This window comes from Pirellulimonas nuda, from assembly GCF_007750855.1.
GTDB classification, from domain to species: domain Bacteria; phylum Planctomycetota; class Planctomycetia; order Pirellulales; family Lacipirellulaceae; genus Pirellulimonas; species Pirellulimonas nuda.
This window is the reverse complement of record NZ_CP036291.1, coordinates 4427791-4450345: the sequence shown is the minus strand read 5'-3', so window position 1 is coordinate 4450345 and position 22555 is coordinate 4427791. Positions and strand designations below refer to the sequence as shown.

Genomic DNA, 22555 nt, shown 5'->3' with positions numbered 1-22555 from the left:
ACGCGAAAAAAACCGGCGTCAAGGATGGCGCCAGACAGGGGGGTACAGGGATGTACGTTTGCTCAAATTCTCGCCCGGCGCGCTGGCTGCGCGGACTGCTGTCGATCGTCGTCGTGTTTGCCGGCGCCGTCGCCCCGGCGAACGCCCAGGACAGCGGCGTCCCGCCTACGCTCGAAAACCCGAACGCCGCGCTGATCCGAAAGATCAGCGGTCCGAGCGAGCGGCTTGAGCTGACAACCAACACCAGCCGGATCCTGACGCTCGAGAAGCCGATCCCGCGGGTGCAGGTGAACAACCCCGACCTGCTTTCGGTCACCCCGCTTAGCGCCAACGAGATCCAGATCTCCGCCAAGAAGGCGGGCGTGACCGCGGTGAACCTCTGGGACAGCGACGGCCAACTGCACACGGTGGACGTGTTCATCTACGGCGACGTCCGCGAGCTTGAGCACGCCCTCAAGACCCAGTTCCCGAACTCGTCGATCAAGGTCTACCGCTACAGCAGCAGCCTGGTGCTGACGGGCTTCATCGACCGCCCCGACTACGTCACGCCCATCGTGCAGATGGCCGAGGACTACTCGCCCAAGGTGATCAACAACATCAGCGTCGGCGGCGTGCAGCAGGTGCTGTTGAAGGTGAAGGTGTTTGAAGTAAACCGCACCAAGAGCCGCGAGCTGGGCTTCGACTGGGCGCTGGTGAGCGGCGGCGGCGGGTTTGTTAGCGCACGGTCCGCGAATATCCTCACCAGCATCGGCGGATCGTCCGCCATTAGTGGGACCGGGCAGACCGTTAACTTTGGCATCGTGAGCGGCGGCAGCAACTTCTTTGGCATGCTCGAGGCGCTCCAGTCGAACGGAGTCGCGAAGATCTTGGCCGAACCGAACCTGGTGGCCATCAGCGGTCGGCCCGCGCAGTTCAACGAGGGGGGTGAAGTCCCCGTGATCATCCCGCAGGGACTGGGGCAGCAGAGCATCGAGTACAAGCCGTTCGGCACCCAGGTGGACTTCTTGCCGATCGTGCTTGGAAACGGACGCATCCGACTAGAAGTCCGGCCGCGCATTAGCGCCCGCGACGAGGCCCTCGGAACGCCCCTCGGCGACACGGTGATCCCAGGATTCGTCGTCCGTCAGGTCGATACGGCCGTCGAAATGCAGGCCGGACAGACGTTCGCACTGGCGGGGTTGATCCAGCGGCAGGTGTTTAGCCAGAACCGCGGCCTGCCCTACCTGTCTGATATGCCGATCCTGGGGGCCCCCTTCCGCAAGGTAGAGGAACGCGTCCAAGAGATCGAACTGCTGATCCTGGTTACGCCCGAGTTCATCGACGCCATGGACCCGCATGAGGTGCCGCAGTGCCTGCCCGGCATGGCCACCATGAGCCCCGACAACGGCGAACTGTACTGGGGCGGCCACGTTGAGGTCCCGAACCGCTGCAACCAGTGCGGCCAGTGCGGCTGCGTGCCGACGCACGGCCACGAGCCCTGCTGCCCCGGCGGATCGCTGGGCTCGGCCTACGGCTGCAACAACTGTCAGTCGTGTGGCGGCGGCGCCGGTGGGCAAGTGACCCACTTCGCCCCCACCCCTGCCGGGATGGACCCGTCTTACCCCTCAGAGATGCAGGGCGAGATGATCGTGCCGCAGCCGCTGCCAGCGACGCCGACCGGGCCCGAGATGGGGGGCCACGGCGAGCTGGTGCTCCCCCCGGCGGGCGACCCGTACGGGCCGATGGGCGGCGCCCAATCGGCCCCCTCGACGGGCCACTACGCCGCCCCGCGGGAGCCCCAGTACCAGAGGCAAGCCGCTAGGCCCTACACCGCGTCGGCCGCCCCGGCGGGGGCAACGACGGGCGGACTCATCGGTCCGGTGGGGTACGACGCAGAGTAGGCGACCCGCCCCGCGGGCTGCGGCCGGCCGCAATGGCGCGGTCCGGCCTGATCTCCGGGCGGGCGGCAGGCCCGGCCCGTTGGTGTCGCTGAAATTTCATCCTCCGACGCGCCCACGTGAGCTACGCTGTCGTAGCCGGGGGAGCGGCCCGCTTGTCGGGCCGCGACTCGCCGGCTTCCGTGCAGCTCCAGCAACGTATATTCCGGTATGTCCAACCTGCTCCGCCTAGCTCTGGTCGATCCCAACGATTCGACCCGGGAATCGCTCAAAGCGACGCTGCTCGGGCTGGAGAGCGTCTGGCTTGAAGCGGAATGCTCGCGGTACGCCTTCTTCCAAGACGTGCTGAAGCAGACCAACCCAGACGTCGGCTTCATCTCGATGGACGGCGACCCCGATCAAGCGGTCGATTTGATCGAGTCGATCTCTCGGAACAACCCCAACGTCACGCTGCTGGTCGCCAGCAGCAGCACCGACGGGTCGCTGATCTTGCGGACGATGCGCGCCGGGGCGAAGGAGTTCCTCACCCAGCCGCTGAAGCCGGAAGAGCTCGCCGCGGCGTTGGCCCGCATCCACCGCACCCGCTTCGGCGAGGGGCAGTCGGCCCGCGGTTGCAAAGTGATCACCGTCACCGGCGCCACGGGCGGGGTGGGCGTCACCAGCATGGCGGTGAACCTGGGCTGCTCGCTCGCGGCCGACCCCGACCACTCCGTGGTGCTGCTCGACCTCGACCTAACGCTCGGCGACGCCGACGTGTTCCTCGACACGGTGCCGGAGTACACGCTCACGGACGTCTCGCAAAACGTGGCGCGGCTCGACTTCACCCTGCTGCGGCGCTCGCTCACCAAGCACGCCTCTGGGCTCTACCTGCTGCCCCGACCGGTGGCGTTGGAAGACGCGCTGCTGGTCACGCCGGACGACCTGAGCCGCGTGATCGGCCTGCTCAAGGCCACGTTCACCCACCTGATCATCGACGCCTCGAAGGCGTACAACGCGCTCGACATGCTGGCCCTGCGGCTCAGCGACGAGGCGCTCATGGTCACCCAGCTCGACCTGCCGTGCCTGCGGAACGTGGTGCGGCTGATGGTTTCCTTCGAGCGCACGCCCGGGCTGAAGGAGAAGACGCGGATCATCGTCAACCGGGCCGGGCAGGGGGGGGCGTCCATCAGCCTCCGCAAGGCGCAAGAGACGCTCGGTCAAGAAGTCTACTGGCAGGTGCCGAACGACTTCCGCACGATGATCGAAGTCCGGAACAACGGCGTCCCCTTGCTGGAACAAGCCCCCAAGGCGGCCATCACGCAATCGATCTCCCAGCTCGCCGGCGCGCTGTGCGGCCGAGGCGAGGCCGACTCCCCAAGCGAGATCGCGGGACGCAACCGCAGTTGGCTGGGTCTGTGGGGCGGCAAGTCGAAGCGCACGGCCGAAGAGCCGGACGCCGAGCCGAGTCAGCTGGGCGGCTAGGCACGTGGGCCTGAACGAATCCGCTTGACACGGATGCAGTTTCGGCGCCCTTCGGCTTGCTCTACGCCGAGCCAAGGCGACGCACCAAGCGCACCGCCTGTAATGCTGCGCCCCACCATTCTGCATCGCGGCGGCGTCTGCTGTGCCCAGCACGGCCCATCTCCTGCCTTATCGACGCTCTCCTGCGCTAGCGGCGTTTCTCTGACAACCCGCACATCCGGCCCGCGTTGCCTAAAAGCCACCACTTTCCGTCTTGCGCGCCGCGCCTGAGCTATGGTTTGTCGGACGCACCGCGCGCCCCCTACACGCTATGCCCCGAAACCCGCGCCCCGATTCTCCCCGATGACAAAGCTCCCCAGCGGACCGGCCGTCCTATCGCAGAAGGAAAAGGAAGCCGAGTTCGAGAACATCAAACGCCGCATCCACACGAAGCTGGTGGACAAGCTCGACTTGTCGCGCGTCGGCGAGCTGGAGGGAGACGTCCTCCGTCGTGAGATCCGCCTGGTCGTTGAGCACCTGTGCGACACCGAGGACACCTTCCTCAACCGCAACGAACGCGACCGCCTGGTCGAAGAGGTGCTGGACGAGACCTTCGGCCTCGGCCCGATGGAGATGCTGCTCAAGGACCCGTCGATCAGCGAAATCATGATCAACGGCCCGAAGAACGTCTTCGTCGAACGCAAGGGGAAGCTGGTCAAGACCGGCGTGGTGTTCCGCGACAACAAGCACCTGATGCAGATTATCGACCGCATCGTTTCGCGCGTCGGCCGACGCGTGGACGAGGTCTGCCCGATGGTCGACGCCCGCCTGCCGGACGGCTCGCGTGTGAACGCCATCATCCCGCCGCTGGCGCTCGACGGCCCCAGCGTCACCATCCGGCGGTTCGGCTCCAACCCGCTGAAGCTCGAGGACCTGCTGAACTACAAGAGCATGACCCCCGAGATGGTCATGCTGCTTGAGGGCGCCATGAAGGCCCACCTCAACATCATCATCTCGGGCGGCACCGGTTCCGGTAAGACGACGCTGCTCAACACGCTCTCGAGCTTCATCAGCAACGACGACCGCATCGTCACCATCGAAGACGCCGCGGAACTCCAGCTCCAGCAAGAGCACGTGGTGCGGCTCGAGACCCGCCCGCCGAACATCGAGGGGAAGGGACGCATCAGCGCCACCGACTTGGTGAAGAACTGCCTGCGTATGCGGCCCGACCGGATCATCATCGGCGAATGCCGGGGCGGCGAGACGCTCGACATGCTGCAGGCGATGAACACCGGCCACGACGGCTCGCTCACCACCTGCCACGCCAACACGCCGCGCGACGCGATCGCCCGTCTCGAGACGATGATCATGATGGCCGGCTTCGAGATGCCGATGAAGGCCATGCGGTCGCAGATCGCCGGCGCCGTGGACCTGATCGTCCAGGCGAGCCGCCTGCAAGGCGGCACCCGCAAAGTGACGCACATCACCGAGGTGATGGGGATGGAGCAGGACACCATCGTCATGCAGGACATCTTCAAGTACGTGCAGGACGGCGTCGACGAGAACGGCCGGGCCATCGGTCACTTCGTGTCGACCGGCATCCGCCCGTCGTTCATGTCGCGCATGGAGCAGTCGGGCGTCCGCCTGCCGGCCAGCACCTTCCGCGAGCGCGTGATGCTGCGGGACTGATCGGCCCCCACGACCAGAATTAAGAATTGACCACGGGTAACACGGATCGTACGGATCGCAGGTTCATAATCGACCGAGTTCCAAAGCTGATCATCGTCCGTGCGATCCGTGTTACCCGTGGTTAGAGTCTGACGAGCATTGCTGAGAGAACGACCATGACCCCCATGCTGATTTCCTTCCTGGTGTTCGTCGGCGTCGCCGGCCTGATCGCCGCGCTCGCGATGCTCTCGGGAGACAAGCGCGAGGACGAGATCGATCAGCGGCTTGCCGAACTCACCGGGGGCAAGAAAAAGGGGAAGTCCGCCAAGGAATCCGGCGGCCTGATGAACGCGTCGTGGGAGACGGGCTCTAGCGCCTTTGAGCAGGCGCTGGCCAACCACCTCAACCTGCACCGCATGTTCGTGCAGGCCGACACCTCGCTCAACCTGTCGAAGTTCCTGCTGATCTGCGTCGGCAGCGGCGCCGTTGGGTTCACCGCCGCGGCGGCCATCGGCCTGCCGATGAAGTTCTCGCCGGTGCTGGCCATCGGGATGACCTTCCTCCCCTTCGCTTGGCTCAGTTTCAAACGCAAGAGCCGGATGAAGAAGTTCGCCGGACAGCTCCCCGAGGCGCTCGAGTTGGTCGCCCGCGCGCTGCGCGCCGGCCACAGCCTCGCGTCGGGGATGAGCCTGGTGGCCCACGAGATGTCCGACCCCATCGGCAAGGAGTTCAACCGCGTGTTTGAGGAGCAGAATCTCGGCATGCCGATGGAGGAAGCGCTCAACAGCATGACCGAGCGGGTCCCCAACCTCGACCTCAAGTTCTTCGCCACCGCGGTGGTGCTGCAGCGTCAGACCGGCGGCGACTTGGCCGAGATCCTCGACAAGATCGGCCGGCTAGTGCGTGAGCGGTTCCAGATCTGGGGCCAGGTCCAAGCCCTCACCGGCGAAGGCCGGATCTCGGGCGTCGTGCTGCTGGCCCTGCCGCCGGCGTTGTTCGCCGCGGTGTGGCGGATGAACCCCGACTACCTGATGCTGCTGTTCACGGACGAACTGGGCAAGAAGATGCTCGTCGGGGGCCTCGTGATGCAGCTCCTGGGCGCCGTGATTATCCGCAAGATCGTGAACATCCGCGTGTAACAGAACTCCGAATCCCGGCCCATAGTCGCCGCCAGTAATCCAAGCCCGACGCGCAAGCGACAGAGCCGCCCGCTCTTTGCTGCCGCCTCGCTTACGCGTCCGGCCGACACGAACCTTCCAAGCTTCAAGCCAACTCCCGCGTAACGCCCATGCTTCCGCTAGCCCTAATCAGCACGTCGCTCGCCGCCAAAGCAGGCATCTTTTGCTGTGTCGCCGCCGCGGTGTGGTGGGTCGTCGACCTCGTTTCGTCCAAGGGCTCGAACCGCGTCGAGGACCGCCTCGAAGGCATCCGCGACCCGCGCGGCCGAAAGAACGACAAGCGCAAGGGGATGGGGGGCCAGGCGGACGCTATGGCCAGGTTGATCGGCAGCGCCTCGCCCACCCTGGCGGCGCCGCTGCAACCCAAGACCGAGGCCGAGGCCGGCAAGCTCAAGAGCAAGCTGGCCCACGCCGGCTTCCGCGGCGAGAACGCGGTAAGCACCTTTCTCGGCATCAAGTTCTTCTGCCTGCTGGCGGGCTTTGTGGCCGGCGGCGGCACGATGGCGGTCATCAAGGGACTGACCACCGAGGCCGCGATGGGGACCGTCGCCGTGGCGGGCGTCATGTTCTACCTGCCGGACGTGGTGGTGTGGTTCCTGCGTCGCAACCGCCAGGACGCCATCTTCATGTCGCTCCCCGACGCGCTCGACCTGATGGTGGTGTGCGTCGAGGCGGGCCTGGGGCTCGACCAAGCGATGCGCAAGGTGTCCGAAGAGATGGGCACGACCTACCCGGTGCTCACCAGCGAGTTCGCCCTGAGCAACCTCCACCTGCAGATGGGCAAGAGCCGCAACGACGTGCTGCACGACCTGGGAGACCGCACCGGGGTCGACGACCTGAAAGCGCTGTCGGCCATCCTGATCCAGGCAGACAAGTTCGGCTCCAGCGTCGCGCAGGCACTGCGTGTTCAGAGCGACTCGATGCGGGTCCGCCGCCGCCAGATGGCCGAAGAGAAGGCGGCCAAGACCGCGGTGAAGCTGATCTTCCCGCTGGTGCTGTTCATCTTCCCGGCGTTGTTCATCGTGCTGGTCGGCCCCGCCGCGATCACGATGATCAACGAGATGTTCCCCGCGATGCAGGGAGCGGGTTAGGAAGACGCTGCGACGCGCCACAGCCCCCACTACCCAGGGGAGCCGTCGGCGTCAGCCGCCGGAGTCTTGGGAGCGGAGCCAGCGTTTGCCACCCCGAAACCTCCGGCGGCTGACGCCGACGGCTCGCCGGTAGGATCCACCCGCGGGCGGGGCCGACCCGCCTTGCCCGCCGCAACGCGGATACCAAGTGGCTGGTCGAAGCCCACACTCTGGGCAAGCTGGGGCAACCGCGCCGGTCCGCGCAGAAGCGCCGGAGTTGACGGCGGCGTGCGGTCGATAGGTCTAGTTGAACGGGTTAGGGCCACGACGGTCCGCCGTATGCAACTATCGATCCGCGAGGGAATGGATGAACCGCCCCACGCTAGCAATGCTGGCCGCCCCCTGCCTCGCCGCGATGAGTCTGGCGGCGCCCGCGCAGGCCTTCTGGCTCGACTGCTTCTGCGACCACGTTCGCGAAGGGTACTGCGAGAACTCCCACTGGCCCAGCCCCTACCTCTGCCCCGACCGCAAGTACGCCGCGGCGCCGTTCGACATCATGGTGCGCAACGGCTGGCGGCAGCAGAACCTGATGGGGGCGCACCACTTCCACCCCGAAACCTGCGAGCTGACCGACGCGGGCAAGATCAAGATCCGCTGGATCATGACGCAGGCGCCCCCCGAGTACCGGCAGGTGTTTGTGGAGCGCTCCAACGAGCCGGAGCACACCGAGCAGCGTATCGCCAAGGTGCAAGACTTCTCGACGCAGGTCTCCACGGACGGCGTCCCCGCGATGGTGACCGAGACGCACCTGGTGTCGCAGGGCCGCCCCGCCACGGTGGTCGACTCGGTCAACACCCGCTTCCAAGACAACATGAAGCCGCCGGTGTTGCCGGCCAGCACCGCGGGATCGACCGGCCAGTAGCCGACGGTCCGACGCAGCAACGCACCCACACCCGCGCCGCTTAGGGAGGAATGGCCGTGAAACTCACCGTCTGGTTCACCGCCGGGGCAGTCCTCGCGGGCTCTGGGATATCCGCCGCGCCCCCAACGTTCATGGGGGATCAGTCCCGCACTACGGCGCCCGCGGAATCGGGCTGGCGCCAGACGCTGGGGCTCGGGGGGCCCAAGCAAGTCGCCCCCCCCAAGCTGTCGCACGACTACTCCCAGCCTTGGGCGCCGCAGCCGCCGAGCACTTGGGAGCGGGTCCGCGGGGCGGTGACGGACAACCCCATCACCCGGACGCTTAGCCAACCCTCGCGGCCGCAGCACCCGTCGCTCGACGACGCGTGGTCTGTGGAGAACCCGGAAAACCTCAAGTCGCCCGACTTCTTGATGGGGCTGGCGCGGCAGGCGGAATCGCAGGGCAACGTCGAGCTGGCGCGTACGCAGCTTCAGCAGGCGATCGCGGCGGCGCCGAACAGCCCCGCTCCCATCCGCGAGCTCGCGCGGCTCGAAGACCGGCAGAACCGCTTGGACGTGGCCGAAGAATGCTACCGCCGGGCGTTGGCCGCGGCGCCGGACCAGCCGGGCGTGCTCAACGACCTGGGGCTCTGCCTAGCCCGCTCCGGCAAGCTGGAAGAAGCGGTGCAGGTGTTCGAGCGGGCGATCGCGCTCGACCCGGCCAAAACGCTGTACCGGAACAATATCGCCACCGTGCTGGTGGAGCTGTCGCGCGACGACGAGGCGCTCAGCCACCTGCTGGCGGCCCACCAGTCGGCCGCGGCGCACCACAACTTGGCGTGCCTGCTGGCCAGGCGTGGCCGCGTGGACGACGCCGCCCAGCACTGGCAGCTTGCCCTGCAGTGCGACGGTCGGTGCGAGCCGGCGCGGCAAGGCTTGGCCGGGCTGCAGCGGCAGGGAGACGCCGCGCTTGCCCAGGCGCCGCCGGCCGCCGAGCCTCCCAGCACGCCGCTCGACTTCGGCGGGACGAACCAGCAGGCCGACACGGTTTCTGTGGCTTCGGAGCCCGGCTTCCCGCGGCTGCTGCCCCCCGCGACGCCCCGCTAACGGTACTCGGGCCCGTCGCTTCGGGCGCCCGCGGCCATCCGCGGCGTGCGTCCCGCGCGTGACTCGGGGGTCGGGAACGAGGCGGTGATCGGGTCTAACCGCGGCGCATTGGATTCGGCGCGGAGGGGGCGCACGAGCGTCGCGGCCTCCGGGTCGAGCGTGGGCGCCGATTCGCCCCGGTGCGTCTGATCGACCACCGGCGGCGCCCGGTCGGAGCGGAACGCGCGGACCACCAGCACCCCCACCAGCAGCGCTAGCAGCGACACCAGGGAGAGCGCCCGCGCCGACTCGGAGCCCACCAGCCGGCGCAGCGGCCGCAATCGAGTGCGTCGTATCGGGAGTGTGGTGTTCAACTCGGGCCTGACGGTTGTTGGGGAAGCCGCTCGGCGACTCGCAGCTTAGCGCTACGCGATCGCGGGTTGCCGGCTATCTCTTGTTCGGTGGGGCGGATCGGCCGCCGCGTGACGGGCTCGACTCGCGGGTCGTCGCGGAAGGCTTCCTTGACGCGTCGGTCCTCGAGCGAATGGAAGCTGATCACCGCCAGCCTGCCGCCGGGCGCCAGCATGTCTGGCAGCCGACGCAGCGCCGTGTCGATCCACTTCAGCTCGTCGTTCACCGCGATCCGCAATGCCTGGAACGTGCGTGTCGCCGGGTTGATGCGGCGTTCGTAGTTGGGGGGGGTGGCGCGGCGGACCACCTCGGCCAGGTCGGCGGCCGTCCGCACGGGGTTCGATCCCCTGCGCTCGACGATCTTCCGCGCGATACGGCGGCTGTGGCGTTCCTCGCCGTAGGCGTAGATCAGGTCGGCCAGGTGCTCCGCGCTCAGACGCTCCATGAGCCGCCAGGCGGGCTCTCCGCGGGTGGTGTCGAAGCGCAGGTCCAGCGGCCCGGCGCTGCCGTAGCTGAAGCCCCGCTCGTCGTCGGCGAGCTGGTCGCTCGACAGCCCGAGGTCGAGCAAGACCCCGTCGACGCTCTCGATTTCGAGTTGTTCAAGCACTTCGGGCAGGTCGGAGAAGTTCGCGTGAACGGGGGTAATCGGCAGGTCTGCACGCCAAGCGACAGCGGCCTCGACCGCGGCCGGGTCGCGATCGCACGCGATCACACGCCCGCCGGGCGACACCGCGGCCGCTAGCAGCCGTGCATGGCCCCCCCCACCAAGCGTGCCGTCCACGATCACTGCGCCCGGACGGGGCCGCAGCCACTGCAAGCATTCTGCGGGCAGCACCGGAACGTGTTGTGACATCGCGCGAAGGGGGCGTTGACGAAAGGGGGAATACAGGACCGTGCCAAGCCTGGCAAGCGATCTTTCTCCCATAGAGGGCCCGCGGCGGCCATGGCGCGCCCCGCCCGCGGCGCACCGGACCGCAGCGCGTCCCTGCGCCGCGGGTCTCCGATGCTCGCGCGAGCCATACGGCTGCACGACCGCGCCCGACAGGCGTCCGTGCCGTCGAGCGTCGTACCATCCAGTGCGAAACCCCCGGAGCAAGCTCCTAGCGGCGCGTGGCCGGCGCCTGAATCACGCGGCTGGAAGAGGGGTAACGTACGGATCCGGCGGCGGCCGTCAATTCGAGCGCGCCGGCGATAGCAGTCGTAGAATGTTCATTGCTAGCGGCGCCGGCCGCTGAGGCCCCTAGCCGAAAACAGGCGGTCGACGAGATGTTAATTTGACAAAACATTTATTCATTCTTGCGTTGGGCGCCCCTCACAGCGTGGCGACGGCCCGCCGGCTCGACTACGATGCCGGTCCCCCTTTTTGACGCCAGCCGCGATGCCAGACAGCTCACTGTTCCTCGACTACGACCTGCCGCGCGAGCTCATCGCGCAGGAGCCCCTGCGCAACCGCGCAGACGCCAGGTTGATGGTGCTGCACCGCGAGACCGGCCGGATCGACCACCGCCACGTCCGCGACCTACCGGAACTGCTCCGCTCAGGCGACCGCATGGTGGTGAACGACACCCGCGTGCTCCCCGCCCAACTGGTCGGCGCCCGCAAGGCCACCGGCGGACGCTGGCAGGGGCTCTACCTGGGCTCCGAGCCCAGCGGCGAGTGGCGCATCGTCTGCAAGACACGCGGCCGCCTGCAGCCGGGCGACGCCATCGAGCTCGAGGACCGCGACGGCCGCCCCACGCACCGCATCTGGATGCTGGAGCGTCAGGACGGGGGGCAGTGGATCGCCAAGCTCGACCCAGACGAACCCGTCCTCGACGCGTTGGCCAAAATCGGCCGGGTGCCGATCCCGCACTACATCCGCGGCGGCCGCGCGGTCGACGCAGACGCCCGCAGCTACCAAACCGTGTTCGCCCGTCGCCCCGGGGCCGTGGCGGCGCCGACCGCGGGGCTCCACCTCACCGAGCCGCTCATGCGGCTGCTGACCAAGCACGGGGTGTCGTTCTCTGCCGTGACGCTGCACGTGGGCCTGGGGACGTTCCGCCCCATCGCCTCGGCCGGGGTCGAGGCGCACGTCATGCACTCAGAAACCGGGGAGTTGAACGAGAAGGCCGTGGCCGAGATCACCGCCACCCGGGCCGCGGCCGGCCGGGTCATCGCGGTCGGCACCACCAGCGTGCGGGTGCTAGAGACCGCGGCGCTGCGTTCCGGAGAAGAGGTCCAGCCTTGGAGCGGAGAGACCGACCTCTACATCCGCCCCCCGCACAGCTTTGCGATGGTCGACGCCTTGATGACCAACTTCCACTTCCCCCGCACAACGCTGCTGCTGATGGTGCAGGCCCTCTCGGGGAGCGAGCTGCTGCGACGCGCGTACCACGAGGCGATCGAGCAGCGGTACCGGTTCTACAGCTACGGCGACGCGATGCTGATCCTCTAGATAGAATCACGGCCCTCGCTCACGCGTCGGGTTACGAACCTAGGGCGCCGCTGATCTGCGTCGCCGAGGAATCGAAGCTGTCCGCGGTCGCCTGCGACATCGTTCCTACTGCACCCAGGCACGCGGCGGTGATCATCGCCAGCAGCACCGCGTATTCGACGGCGGTGGGGCCATCTTCTTCGGTCAGCAGTCGGATGAGTAGACGCATGGTAGGGGCCGTGGGGATGAGAAGAGCGGTTGGTGGACTCCCTCAAGGGGTGAGACGTCCGCTATTGGAAAACTAGTTCAGATCCGCACGCCGTGCGGCCCGGACGCCGCGAACCGCACCTAGGTTGCTCGTTGCGGGGCCGGTTGGGAGGGTTGGCGCAAAAAAACGACGCCCGACCTTGGGTCGGGCGTCGTTTGGTGGGGGCCGGCCGACTATAAGTCGGCGGCTATTGGGTCGTCACTCGTTGGCTCTAGGCCTGGAACGAGCTGCCGCAGCCGCATGACTTTACGGCGTTGGGGTTCTCGAACTTGAACCCGCGGGCGTCGACCCCTTCGTGGAAGTCGACGGTGGTGCCGTCCAGGTACAGGGCGCTCTTCTTGTCGATCACCACGGGGACGCCGAAGAACTCATTGCGGACATCCGCCTTCTCGTCGAAGTCGTTGGCGAACCCGAGCTGGTACGAAAACCCGCTGCATCCGCCGCCGGCGACGCCGATCCGCAGGAAGTGCGTCTCATCGATGTGTTGGTTCTCGATGATCCGCTTGACCTCGCCGGCCGCCTTCTCGGTCAGGGTAACGCTCATAACAAATGCCTCGCGACTGGAATCGACTGTGGGGAAACTAACGTAGGGAAAGGGGGCCGCGGCGGCCCGTGATTTCTTCTATGGACTAAGTATACGGGAACAACGCCCAAGAGAAAGCAGTGATTTCTGCGTGATGGGCGCGAATCCCCCCCGCGAGCCGGGGCGTCTCCGCCCCCGGAGCGTCGGAATCGACGCTGTTATCGAGCTGCTCCGGGGGCGGGGACGCCCCGGCTCACGGGTGCCTCAACCTACGTGCGCCCCATCCCCCTTAGCTTGGCGACCGCCTGAGGGATTAGCGCGGCGGCGGTTTCTACCTCTTCGGCCGTTGTGAACCGCCCCAGGCCGATCCGCAGGGTCGCCCGGGCCTGCTCCGGCGATAGCCCCAACGCCCTCAGGACGTGGCTCGGTTCGGGGTCGGTGGACGAGCAGGCCGCCCCGCTGCTCACGGCGAGCTGCGGCATCGCCAGCATCAGCGACTCGCCGTCCACGTCGCCAAACGCCACGTTCAGGTTGTTCGGCAGCCTCGCGGGGGCGCCGCTGGGGGTTTTGGCGTCGAGCGCCGGCCCGCACAGCTCGGCGCCGGCGATCGATCCCAGCACCGCGTCTGCCAGGCGGTCCCGCAAGGCCCCCTGGCGGGCCGCTTCGGACTCCAATTCTTCGACACACAGCCCGACCGCGGCAGCGAAGCCGACGATCCCCGGCACGTTCAGCGTGCCGCTCCGCCGGCCCCCTTGCTGGCCCCCGCCAAAAATCTGCGGCTCCAGCCGCACCACGGGGTCGCGCCCGCGGGCGTACAGCGCCCCGATCCCCTTCGGCCCGTACAGCTTGTGGGCGGTGAAGCTCATCAGGTCGACCCCCAACGAGCGGACGTCGACCGGGATCTTGCCGACCGCTTGCGTGGCGTCGCAGTGCAGCAGCACGCCCCGGGCGCGGCACACCGCGGCGATCTCGGCGATGGGCTGGACGACGCCGATTTCATTGCCCGCCAGCATGACGGAGACCAAGCAGGTATCGTCTTGAATTGCTTCAGCTACTTTCTGCGGATCGAGCCACCCGGCCAATGGCAAGCCGTGCTGCTCGACCCCGAGCAGCGTCACCCGCCAGCCGCGCGCCGCGAGCCGCGCCAGCGGGTCGAGCACCGCGCGGTGCTCGGTCTGCACGCTCACCAAGTGGTCGCCCCGCCGCCGCGGACGCTCGGCGACGCCGCGGATCGCTAGGTTGTTGCTCTCGGTGGCGCCGCTGGTGAAGACGACCTCATCCGCCGAGGCCCCAATCGCCGCGGCGATCTGCTGCCGCGACCGGTCAACCGCTTCCCGGGCCCGCTCGCCAAACCCGTGCCCCACGCTGCCGGCGTTGCCGTAGTCCTCCGAAAAGAACGGCAGCATCGCCGCAACGACCCGCGGGTCGCAGCGCGTGGTGGCGTGGTTATCGAGGTAGATGGTCACCAGCAGGTCGTCTGGCAGAAGAATGGGACGCAAATCATCACGGATGAGGCGGATCGGCGCGGATCACAAAGTCGATCTCCGAAAATCCGCGTCATCCGCGTCCTATTCTTTGCAGCGGGCCGGCATCAAGCTAGCCGAACAACGCCCGCATCACGATCTGGCTCCAGCTCTCGTAGCCCTCTAGCTCCGCGAGGATCTTGCTCACCGGTTGGAAGCCGGCGTCGGCCAGGTCGTCTTCGTTGGGCTCGACCTGCGGGCGTTCGATGTCAAGCAGGTGGACCACGCCCAGGTGCACCTGGCCGACCGGGGTTTCGTCGTCGTTGATCAGGCCGACGATCTTCTCGTCGTACGGGGCGCCGATCACGACTTCTTCGGCCAGCTCGCGCGACAGCCCCTCGCGGTAGACGCTGGCGTTGGCGTCGTGCTTCTCGGCGTCCGTCGTCGAGATGTGCCCCCCGACGCCGACGCTGCGCTTGGCGTGCAGCCGGGCCTCGCCCCCGCCGCCGCCGCGTTGGTAACAGAAGACCTTCGCCTCGCCGTCGGCGTCGATAAAGCGGAACACGACGTACGGGATTAGTTGCTTAAAGCTGGGGTCCTGCTCCATAGCGCCGCGGGGGCGGTAGCAGAGTCCCTTGGACTCCAGCAGCCGGGGGAAGTACCGGCTGACGTTGCTTGAAAAGCCGTGAAAGTGACCGAGCGCCTGAAAGTCGCTGGTCGGGATCACGAGCACCTGTTCCACGGCAACAGCGGCGGCCTGGGGCATGGGGCTTCTTGCGGGGCTTGGCGGGGCATGGGGAAACGAGCTCACCAAGTTGGGCGATGCGGGCGTGGGCGTCAACGGGCGGGCCCAGGGCGAGCGGGAGTTGAATGGGCCGCTGGGCGTTGTGTCCCATTGTCCCTCGCTCCCAGTGTTTTACTTTCGGTCAAAACCCCTCACCCCCAAGAAAAACTGGGCAAATCGCGTAGTGCGACCCACCCCGATACCCCCGGCCGAGGGGGCTGTTGGTTACTCTGTCCCCGCGCCAGGGGACACTAGCCCCCCCAAATGGGACACATGCGGGGACACGACGGGACTCAACCAATCGGGCCCCCATCACCAGCTCTCCTCCAACCACCGCGCACGCGCCTCCGGCCGCCTCTGCCCGGGGTCTCCCCGGGCCGCGTGTTGCAAGTCGCGGTGGATTGTCTCACAGGGGGTGGCTACTTACGAGCAGAATCCGCGCAAGCAATCGGCTCTCTAGCAGCAGCCGACCTACGGGTCGGCCGGGCGATGCGATCCTCTTCGGCGGAGTGGTTTGCGTCGAAGAAGGTCAAAGCGAAAGGATCAGAGAAAGCCGTCGTAGCCGTCTCAATCGCTACTTGCCAAATCTTTTCAGGAACAGGCTCACGCCTCCAATAAGTAAGATCGTAATCCCAACGGCAACGAGAGCGGCGACAACCCCGAACGGTAAAGCGATGCCTGAGACGGTTGCCATCAGGACAACGATTACAAGAACCTCAGTACGAAATTGGTCGTTTCGTCCCATGTCGCATAAGGATTGAAATCTCGGAGTTGCCGCAAAGGGGGACGTGCTCATTTACGAATAGAGTAGCACGTCCCCTTTTATGTCCCCGCAGCGATGCGTCGCGTCTGCGCTAGCCGGGCCGCGTACGCCAGTACGGCTAGCAGGTCGTCCCGCTCGAGGTCCTCATAGTCTTCGAGCACTTCGTCGGTGGACATCCCGGAGCTTAGCAATCCCAGCAGCGTTTCAACGGGGTACCGCAGGCCGCGGACGCATGGCTTGCCGTGGCAGACTTGCGGGTCGATCGTGATGCGGCTGAGTAGGTTGTCCATAGTGTCAGTATAGCGAGAAAATGGTGGGTCAGCGTCCGCCTGCGGCGGACTCGACCCACCCTACACGGCATCCGCGTCATCCGTGCTATCCGTGGTTAAAAAACGTTACTCCACCACGCGCACCCTCAGCTCGTCGCTGTTCCCTCGCAGTTCCGGCGCGTACATCGCCTGGATCACCGTCGGCAGCGCCGAGAACTTGCCGGGCGTCTCGGCGCGCAATCGGTAGCGGACGCTGTGCTGGCCGCGGGCCAGGCGGCGGGCGAAGAAGTCGACCGTGCGGTCGCGGAACTCGACGTAGGCGCCCAGGTCGTTGCCGTTGTAGCCGCTGCGGAGGTCGACCGGCTCGAAGCCGGCGGCTTTGGGGTCGGTGATGATCAGGTACTCGTAGTCGTTCTTGCTGTTGAGGGTGAGCTCGACCTCAACCAGGTCGCCGCTGGCGACCTCGCCCAGGTTGACGATCTCGGTGCGGTCGTACTTTTCTACCTCGTGGCTGATCGCCTGCCCGCGGGCGCCGGCGACGTCGGCCGTGGCCTCGACCGGCGCGAGCTTGTACAGCTTGCGGCTGGCCTTCACTTCCAGTCCCGCGGCGCGGAGGTCGTCCTCCATCGTGAAAAGGCTGAGGTAACCGTTGTAGTACAGCCGGCCCGCGCCCTGCTTGCGTAGCTCGATGGTGTGCCGCCCCGCTTCGAGCGCGGCGCCCTCGATCACCACCGTGTTGTCGAAGCTGAACAGGTTGTCGGCCGTCACGCGCACGTCGCGTTGTTTCTGGCCGTCGATCCAGACCTCGATCGCCATGTCGGGCTTCGCTTGGCCGGTCGCCTTCAGATAGTCGGCCATCGCCTCGACCACCAGCGCGGTGTCGCGGGTGCTGTCCCAGTAGCTGGCGTGCTTGCGGTTGTTGAGCAGGTACTTGACCAGGCGCGAGGCCAGCTCGCCGTCGGGCTCGGTCGCCGACAGCAGCTTGAGGAACGCGGCCTGGGTCTCGATCTCGCTGCCGTACCAGAACCACCAAGGGCTCTGCCCCAGGTTCAGCCACGCGGTCTGGTTCTCGTCGTCTTCGACCACGAACTGCCGCAGGTTGCGGATCGCGGTGGCCAGCATCTGGTCCTTTGGCCCGTTCGCCCCGTCGAGTTTGGCGCCCTCGGCTTGCAGGGAAAGTCCGAACAGGGCCACGCCGTAGGGGCTGAGCTTGGTGCGGTCGCGGTCGAGCCGCGTACGCATGGCGTCCGACGGCTTGCCCGCTTGGGCGAGCACCAACTGCACCAGCGCGTCGGCGTTGTCCGCGTAGAGCTTGTAGGGCTTGTCCTTGTCCTTGGGCCGGCCTTTGTCGTCGACATTCGCCAGCGCGGCCAGTTGCTCCTTCTGGTGGCGGCCGAGCCATTCAACGCCGCGGTTAACTACTTCCTCGGGGATGGCGACGTCGTTCGCCTTGGCGACCAGCAGGCCGCGGACCACCACCGCGGTGGTGTGGGCCGAGGCGTGCTCGCCCCAGCCGCTGAACCAGCCCCAGCCGCCGTCGGAGAGCTGCATGTCGGCCAGCCGGCGCACGCCGGTCTTGACGATCGTGTCGAGCTGGGCCTGGTCGAACACCGGCGAGCGGTCATAGCGCTGCCAGCCCTCGGCTCGCTTGTCGGGGTCGCCGATCTCCTGCGGGTTGAGGTTGGCGCCCCCTTTTACTGCGGCAAGGTCAATCCCCATCCGCTGAAGCGTCTGCTGCGTCACCACGGCCGGGAGGAAGCGGTTGAGCGTCTGCTCGGTGCAGCCGTGCGGGTAGTCGATCAAGAAGGGGAGCGCGTCGAGCATCGCCCCGGCCAGCGTGGGCGAGAAGCGGACCTCGAGCCGCGACTGGGCGGGCCGGCGTTTCTCCGGGACAGTAAACTCGAACGTGCCGGACTTGCCATCGGCCGCGATCACGCCGCTGCGCGCTTCGAGCTTCTGCATGCCGTGAACGACGACTGGCAGCTTGAGCTGCATCGCGTCGGACTCTTCGTCGGTGAGCGCCAGCACGCGGACGGTCGCTTCCCCCTCGCCCGTGGCGCGGACACGCCAATCAACGCGGCGGTCCTCGCCGGCGGGGACCTCGATGGTGCTCTCCGTGCCGTCGATGGGTGACAGGACGCCCCCATCGAGCTCCAGCTTCACCCGCACCTGCTTGGCGGAGTCGAGGTAGTTGTGGACATTGGCGCTCAGCACCACCTCGTCTGTCTCCACCAAAAACCGCGGCTGCTGCAGGCGGACCAACAGGTTCTTGCGGGTGACGACCTCCGTGCTCGCCTCGCCGACGCGTGTGCCGGCGCTCATCGTCCAGGCGCGGATCCGCCACGCGGTGAGGTTCTCTGGCATCGTGAGGTCGACCTCGGCGAGGCCGTCGGCGCCCACCTCCAGCGAGCCAACCCACAGCGCGGTGTCGGCAAAGTTCGTGCGGACGGTCGGCTGGACCTCAGCGGCCGGGGCCTCGCCGGCGGCCTCCTTAGCCATCCGCATCGCGGGTGCGGGGGCGCCGTCGGCCATTCCAAACTGCATCTCCATCGCGGGCGCCGCGGCCGACATCGGCATCGCGCGGCCAGACATCATCATCTCGCGTCTCCCCCCGCCTCCAAACCCGCCGCTCACGGAGCTTGTATCCCATTCCAAGTTGCCCGTCTCCTCCGGCACGCTGTAGCCGAAGACGCCGATGAACTGCATTCCGACGGCGCCCTTGGGGATCAGGTTCCCCTCGTAGCGGCTGAGGTTGGTGGTGGTCTGGGCGGTGTGGTCGCGGCGCCACTTCCAGAAGTGCTCGCGGATATCGGGGACGTTCGAGCCCCCGGCGATGGCGTCGATGCTCTTGTCGTAGATGGCCACCACCGTCTCGCCGGTCACGGGTTCTCCATCGGCGCCGGTGACGCGCAGTTTGATTTTGGCTTCTTGCCCCGGCTTGTAGGCGGGCGCCGAGGGAGAGGCTTCGACGTTTAACACGCGTTTCTCGGGGGGCACGACTACCGAACGGACCACCGTGTGCAGCTTGGCGTCGGCGATCGTGAGCCCTTCGACAAAGAAGTTCGGCATGTCGCCCTGCGCGACCTCGATCTCGACGATCGTGCTCTTGCCGGCTAGCTTCACCAGTTGCGGCTGCGGGTAGACGCCCCCTTCGGGGCGCACGAATAGCAGCACGCTGCTGCCGGTGCGGGCGGTGTTCACCTGCAAGCGGACCTTGTCGCCCGGCGCGTAGGTCTTCTTGTCGAGCACCAGCTCGAGGTCGTTAAACTCGAACTGGCTGCCGTCGAACCCTTCGCCGACGATGGTGAACAGGATGGCCCCCTCGATCCGCCGGTCGGCCGAGTCCTTCATCTCGTACGCCAGACGGTACTGGCCCGGCTCGCTCGCCTTAATCTTGAGCTCTGCGCGGCCCTCGGCGTCGGTGGCTAGGTCCCAGGCGCTGACCTCGGTTTCGATCGGTTCGATCGCCTTGTTCGGTTCGTCGCCTGCTGGGTTGTCCGCGGGGTAGGTGACCCGCAGCAGCCGCAGCTTGCCCATCCCCTGCACCGGCTTGCCGTCGGGGCGGCGGACCGCGACACTGGCCGTGGCGGTGTCGCCGACGCGGAAGTAGCCGCGGTCGAGCCACACGAACACCTCGAACGCCCTGCGGGCGACCACCACGCTCCCCGTGCCGACAATCGTGCGACGCGACGCGTCGACCACCTCGGCGGTCACCTGGTACTCATGGTCACTGTCGCCGTGTAGCTCCTTGGCCAGCGCCGTCTCGACCGGGACCTTGAGCGTTCCATCCGCGCCGATGGGGGCCTCGCCCTCGGCCACTACCTCGGGCGCGTCGGGCCGATGCCAGCCCCACCACGGCCGCGGCGGTGGGCAGCCCCAACGGGCGAAGCCGGGGTACCACGCGTAGTCGTCCCCGAACCACCAGTATCCTGGGCCGTACAGCCAGTCCCAGGGGCTAGGGGGGAACCAGTGCTGGTCGCGCGTGGTGCGGGTCACCTTGTACTTGACCGTAGCGCTAGTGACGGGCGAACCGAAGTAGTAGTTCGCGCGGATCGTCGCCTCAAACGGCTGGCCAAGCCGCACGGGGTCGGCCGGCGCATCGACGGTCACCTCGTATTCGGGCTTCTTGTACTCCTCCACGCGGAACGTCCCCTGCCCGTGCCCCGTGATGCTCCAGCGGTACACCCCCAGCGTGCAGCCCTCGGGGAGCTCGTAGTCGAACTGCAGGCCCCCCTGCGCGTTGGAGACGATCGTCTTCTGCTCGATGCGGTCGTTCTTGGGGTCGAACAGCTCGACCGCGAACGACTTGTGCGCGAATTCGTTCGGCCCGTCGGGCAGGTCGTACGCGGCGCGGGCTACCCACGCCTTGCCGTGGACCGGCTGGCCGGGGCGGTAGACGGGGCGATCGGTGATAACAATCGCCTTGGTTTGGTTGAGGCTTTGCTGGCTGCGCTCGGGAAGCCAGTAACCATTGAAGCCCAAGAAGGCGAACCGCCCGTCGGCCGCGCGGGCCGTGACGAGCCACTGGTACTGGTTGCCGCCGGGCTTGGTGGGGATCGCGACGGTCGACAGCCCCTGGGCGCTGGTCGTCTCGGTGATGCGGTCGGTCTCGACACGGAAACGGTTGCGCTGGCCCTCTTGCACCTGCCGGTAGCCGAACAGCTCGAGCTGGGCGCCGGCGATCGGCTGGCCGCTGACGGCGTCGGCGACGTAGTACAGCGACTTGCCCGAGGCGTTCTTCTGCGCGATCGCGGCGTCGGCGACCCACACCACGATCTTGCTGGTGTTGCCGTCCTTGAGCTTCGCGGTCACCAAGTAGGCGCCCGCCTCTTGTAGCGGCGTCGTGAGGTCGGTGCGGCGGTCGAAGTGCAGCTCTGCGGGCTTGAGCTCCGCGGTCCAGCGGGCGACTTCTTCACCGAGGTACTTGGTCTCTTCTTGCTCAACGAGGCGGTAGCCGATCGAGTCGACGTTCACCTTCTGCCACTCGAGCTGGTTGGGGCTGCTTTCGAGGTAGGCCTTCACGTCTTTGAGCAGCGCGTCGACCTTGACCACTTGCGCCGTCATTTCAACGCTGTCGCCGTTACGGAAGCGGTAGCTGACCACCGCGCCGCGGCCGGCGGGCTGCATCGCGGCGCCCTCGAACTGGCCCCAGGGCTTCTCGATCTGGGCGATGTGCTGCCGGGCGTTCTCGCGCGGCGAGGCGTTCTGGTCTCCCTTGAGGTGCTCGAGCGCCGTCCGCCAATACTCCGCGGCGCGCGGGTACTGGCGACGGTTCTCGAACACTTCGGCGAGCTGCGACGCCGCGCCTGCCGTGAGGCTTTCGTTCTCTTCTTGCTCGCCGATCGCGAGCTCGCTCTGCAGCAGCTTGATGGGGTTGTGGTCGTCCGGCAGCTTGAACCGCTTCACCCCTGTGGCGAGCCGGGCAATGGTTTCGTCCTCGCCAAGCGTGTGCAACGCGAACGTGCTGGACTTGGCGGACTGGTCCTCGCGGCCGCGGCCGAACCACGCGCTCCACTGCTGGAGCGTCTCGACGCCGAACTGGCTGCGGAGGAAGTCGATCCGCTTGGAGGTGGCCGACGAGCGGGCGTAGGGCCCCTCGTTCGCCCACTGGGCCAGGGCCCACCGCCAGCGCTCGCCGTCGTTGGCGGCTGCCTGCCAGCCGTCGGGGGTGTTGTAGTAGATGGGTTCGCCCTGCTCGTCGACCGGCGCCCCGGAGGCGCTGCGTGCTTGGCCCCAGCCTTCTTCGTAGTCGGGCAGCTCGGCGAGGTCGGTCAGCAGTTGCAGCCGCCACGCGCCGCCGCCCTGGCTCTGCCCCATCAACGCGTCGGACAGCATCCGCCAGATGTTGGCGTCGGTCTGCTTGGGATCGGCGGCGATGGCTTGTTCCAGCAGCCCGAGCGCCCGCACGCGGTCGCGCTCAAACGCGTTGACCACGCGTCCCCCCCCGCGGTGCTGGCCACGGCGGAACTCGCCGCTCACCAGGAACCCGTAGTGCGGCAGGCTGAGGGTCTCTCGGGCGATGGCCGCCAGCACCTTGGGCTGCTTGGGGTAGCGCTGGGCGACTTCTGCCAGCAGGGCGTCCGCCTCGTTGATGCGGTTGAGCCGCTGCAGGCAGTCGATGGCCCACTGCACGGCGGTCGCCAGCTCGGCGGGGTCGGCGGTGGGGGCGCGGAGCGTCCGCAGCAGCGTGTCGTATGCTTCAGCGTGGTTCCCCGCCTCGATCAGCGTTTTGGCCGCTTTTTGGCCATCGGGCGGGGGGCTGGCGGCCATCAAGAGCGAGATTCCGGCGAGGACAGGGACGAGCAGCAGGGCGTGCGCCCGACGTGGCAAAAGCGTCATGGTGTGCCTGAGGTTCCGAATGTTCCGCGCGTATCGGTTCTTGAAGATACCCGATTTGAGACGTTTGCCGAGCGCGAAGAGTTCCCGCGAGCGATTGTTTTTC

The 22555-nt window shown here is 67.2% G+C and carries 16 protein-coding genes; 8 read left to right on the top strand and 8 right to left on the bottom strand.

Features of this window, described 5'->3' with window-relative positions; translation table 11 throughout:
• Positions 1-50 precede the first annotated feature (50 nt).
• From Pla175_RS17300 to Pla175_RS17270, 7 genes are all read left to right on the top strand, one after another.
• Positions 51-1880: a type II and III secretion system protein family protein gene (locus Pla175_RS17300; RefSeq protein WP_145287942.1), complete on the top strand. Its 1830-nt coding sequence runs from the start codon at positions 51-53 to the stop codon at positions 1878-1880.
• Between the two features lie 207 nt (positions 1881-2087).
• Positions 2088-3338, top strand: coding sequence for an AAA family ATPase (locus tag Pla175_RS17295; RefSeq protein ID WP_145287939.1), 1251 nt, complete (start codon positions 2088-2090; stop codon positions 3336-3338).
• Positions 3339-3680: 342 nt separating this feature from the next.
• On the top strand, positions 3681-5006 hold the full coding sequence (locus Pla175_RS17290) for a CpaF family protein (protein WP_145287936.1): 1326 nt from the start codon (positions 3681-3683) through the stop codon (positions 5004-5006).
• A 155-nt stretch (positions 5007-5161) separates the two neighbouring features.
• Positions 5162-6124, top strand: a complete 963-nt coding sequence (locus Pla175_RS17285) for a type II secretion system F family protein (RefSeq protein ID WP_145287934.1) — start codon at positions 5162-5164, stop codon at positions 6122-6124.
• 149 nt (positions 6125-6273) lie between these two features.
• Positions 6274-7254 (top strand): type II secretion system F family protein, encoded by a 981-nt coding sequence (locus tag Pla175_RS17280; protein WP_145287931.1) that lies wholly within the window; start codon positions 6274-6276, stop codon positions 7252-7254.
• Between the two features lie 346 nt (positions 7255-7600).
• Positions 7601-8155: a hypothetical protein gene (locus Pla175_RS17275; protein ID WP_145287928.1), complete on the top strand. Its 555-nt coding sequence runs from the start codon at positions 7601-7603 to the stop codon at positions 8153-8155.
• A 56-nt stretch (positions 8156-8211) separates the two neighbouring features.
• Positions 8212-9240, top strand: coding sequence for a tetratricopeptide repeat protein (locus tag Pla175_RS17270; protein ID WP_197526933.1), 1029 nt, complete (start codon positions 8212-8214; stop codon positions 9238-9240).
• Here Pla175_RS17270 and Pla175_RS17265 read toward each other — a convergent pair.
• Together Pla175_RS17265 and rsmH are read right to left on the bottom strand one after the other, a co-directional pair.
• Complete coding sequence (locus Pla175_RS17265; RefSeq protein ID WP_145287926.1) at positions 9237-9593, bottom strand: hypothetical protein; 357 nt, start codon at positions 9591-9593, stop codon at positions 9237-9239. The two genes, Pla175_RS17270 and Pla175_RS17265, sit on opposite strands and share 4 nt — an antisense overlap.
• Positions 9590-10483: a 16S rRNA (cytosine(1402)-N(4))-methyltransferase RsmH gene (gene rsmH / locus Pla175_RS17260; protein WP_145287925.1), complete on the bottom strand. Its 894-nt coding sequence runs from the start codon at positions 10481-10483 to the stop codon at positions 9590-9592. The genes Pla175_RS17265 and rsmH overlap by 4 nt, the downstream gene beginning before the upstream one ends.
• A gap of 525 nt (positions 10484-11008) precedes the next feature.
• On the opposite strand from rsmH, the gene queA reads away from it, so the two are divergent.
• Positions 11009-12064, top strand: coding sequence for a tRNA preQ1(34) S-adenosylmethionine ribosyltransferase-isomerase QueA (gene queA, locus Pla175_RS17255; protein WP_145287923.1), 1056 nt, complete (start codon positions 11009-11011; stop codon positions 12062-12064).
• Between the two features lie 31 nt (positions 12065-12095).
• On the opposite strand, the gene Pla175_RS17250 is transcribed toward queA, so the two are convergent.
• The 6 genes from Pla175_RS17250 to Pla175_RS17225 form a co-directional block, all read right to left on the bottom strand.
• Positions 12096-12272: a Flp family type IVb pilin gene (locus tag Pla175_RS17250; RefSeq protein ID WP_145287922.1), complete on the bottom strand. Its 177-nt coding sequence runs from the start codon at positions 12270-12272 to the stop codon at positions 12096-12098.
• Positions 12273-12522: 250 nt separating this feature from the next.
• Positions 12523-12855 (bottom strand): HesB/IscA family protein, encoded by a 333-nt coding sequence (locus Pla175_RS17245; protein ID WP_145287918.1) that lies wholly within the window; start codon positions 12853-12855, stop codon positions 12523-12525.
• Between the two features lie 248 nt (positions 12856-13103).
• Positions 13104-14333 carry a cysteine desulfurase family protein gene (locus Pla175_RS17240; protein WP_231953943.1) on the bottom strand — a complete coding sequence of 410 codons (1230 nt, stop codon included), beginning with the start codon at positions 14331-14333 and terminating at the stop codon, positions 13104-13106.
• A gap of 97 nt (positions 14334-14430) precedes the next feature.
• Positions 14431-15063 carry a phosphoesterase gene (locus Pla175_RS17235; protein WP_145287917.1) on the bottom strand — a complete coding sequence of 211 codons (633 nt, stop codon included), beginning with the start codon at positions 15061-15063 and terminating at the stop codon, positions 14431-14433.
• Between the two features lie 840 nt (positions 15064-15903).
• Complete coding sequence (locus tag Pla175_RS17230; RefSeq protein WP_145287914.1) at positions 15904-16134, bottom strand: DUF433 domain-containing protein; 231 nt, start codon at positions 16132-16134, stop codon at positions 15904-15906.
• Between the two features lie 105 nt (positions 16135-16239).
• Complete coding sequence (locus Pla175_RS17225) at positions 16240-22452, bottom strand: alpha-2-macroglobulin family protein (RefSeq protein WP_145287911.1); 6213 nt, start codon at positions 22450-22452, stop codon at positions 16240-16242.
• Positions 22453-22555: the final 103 nt, after the last annotated feature.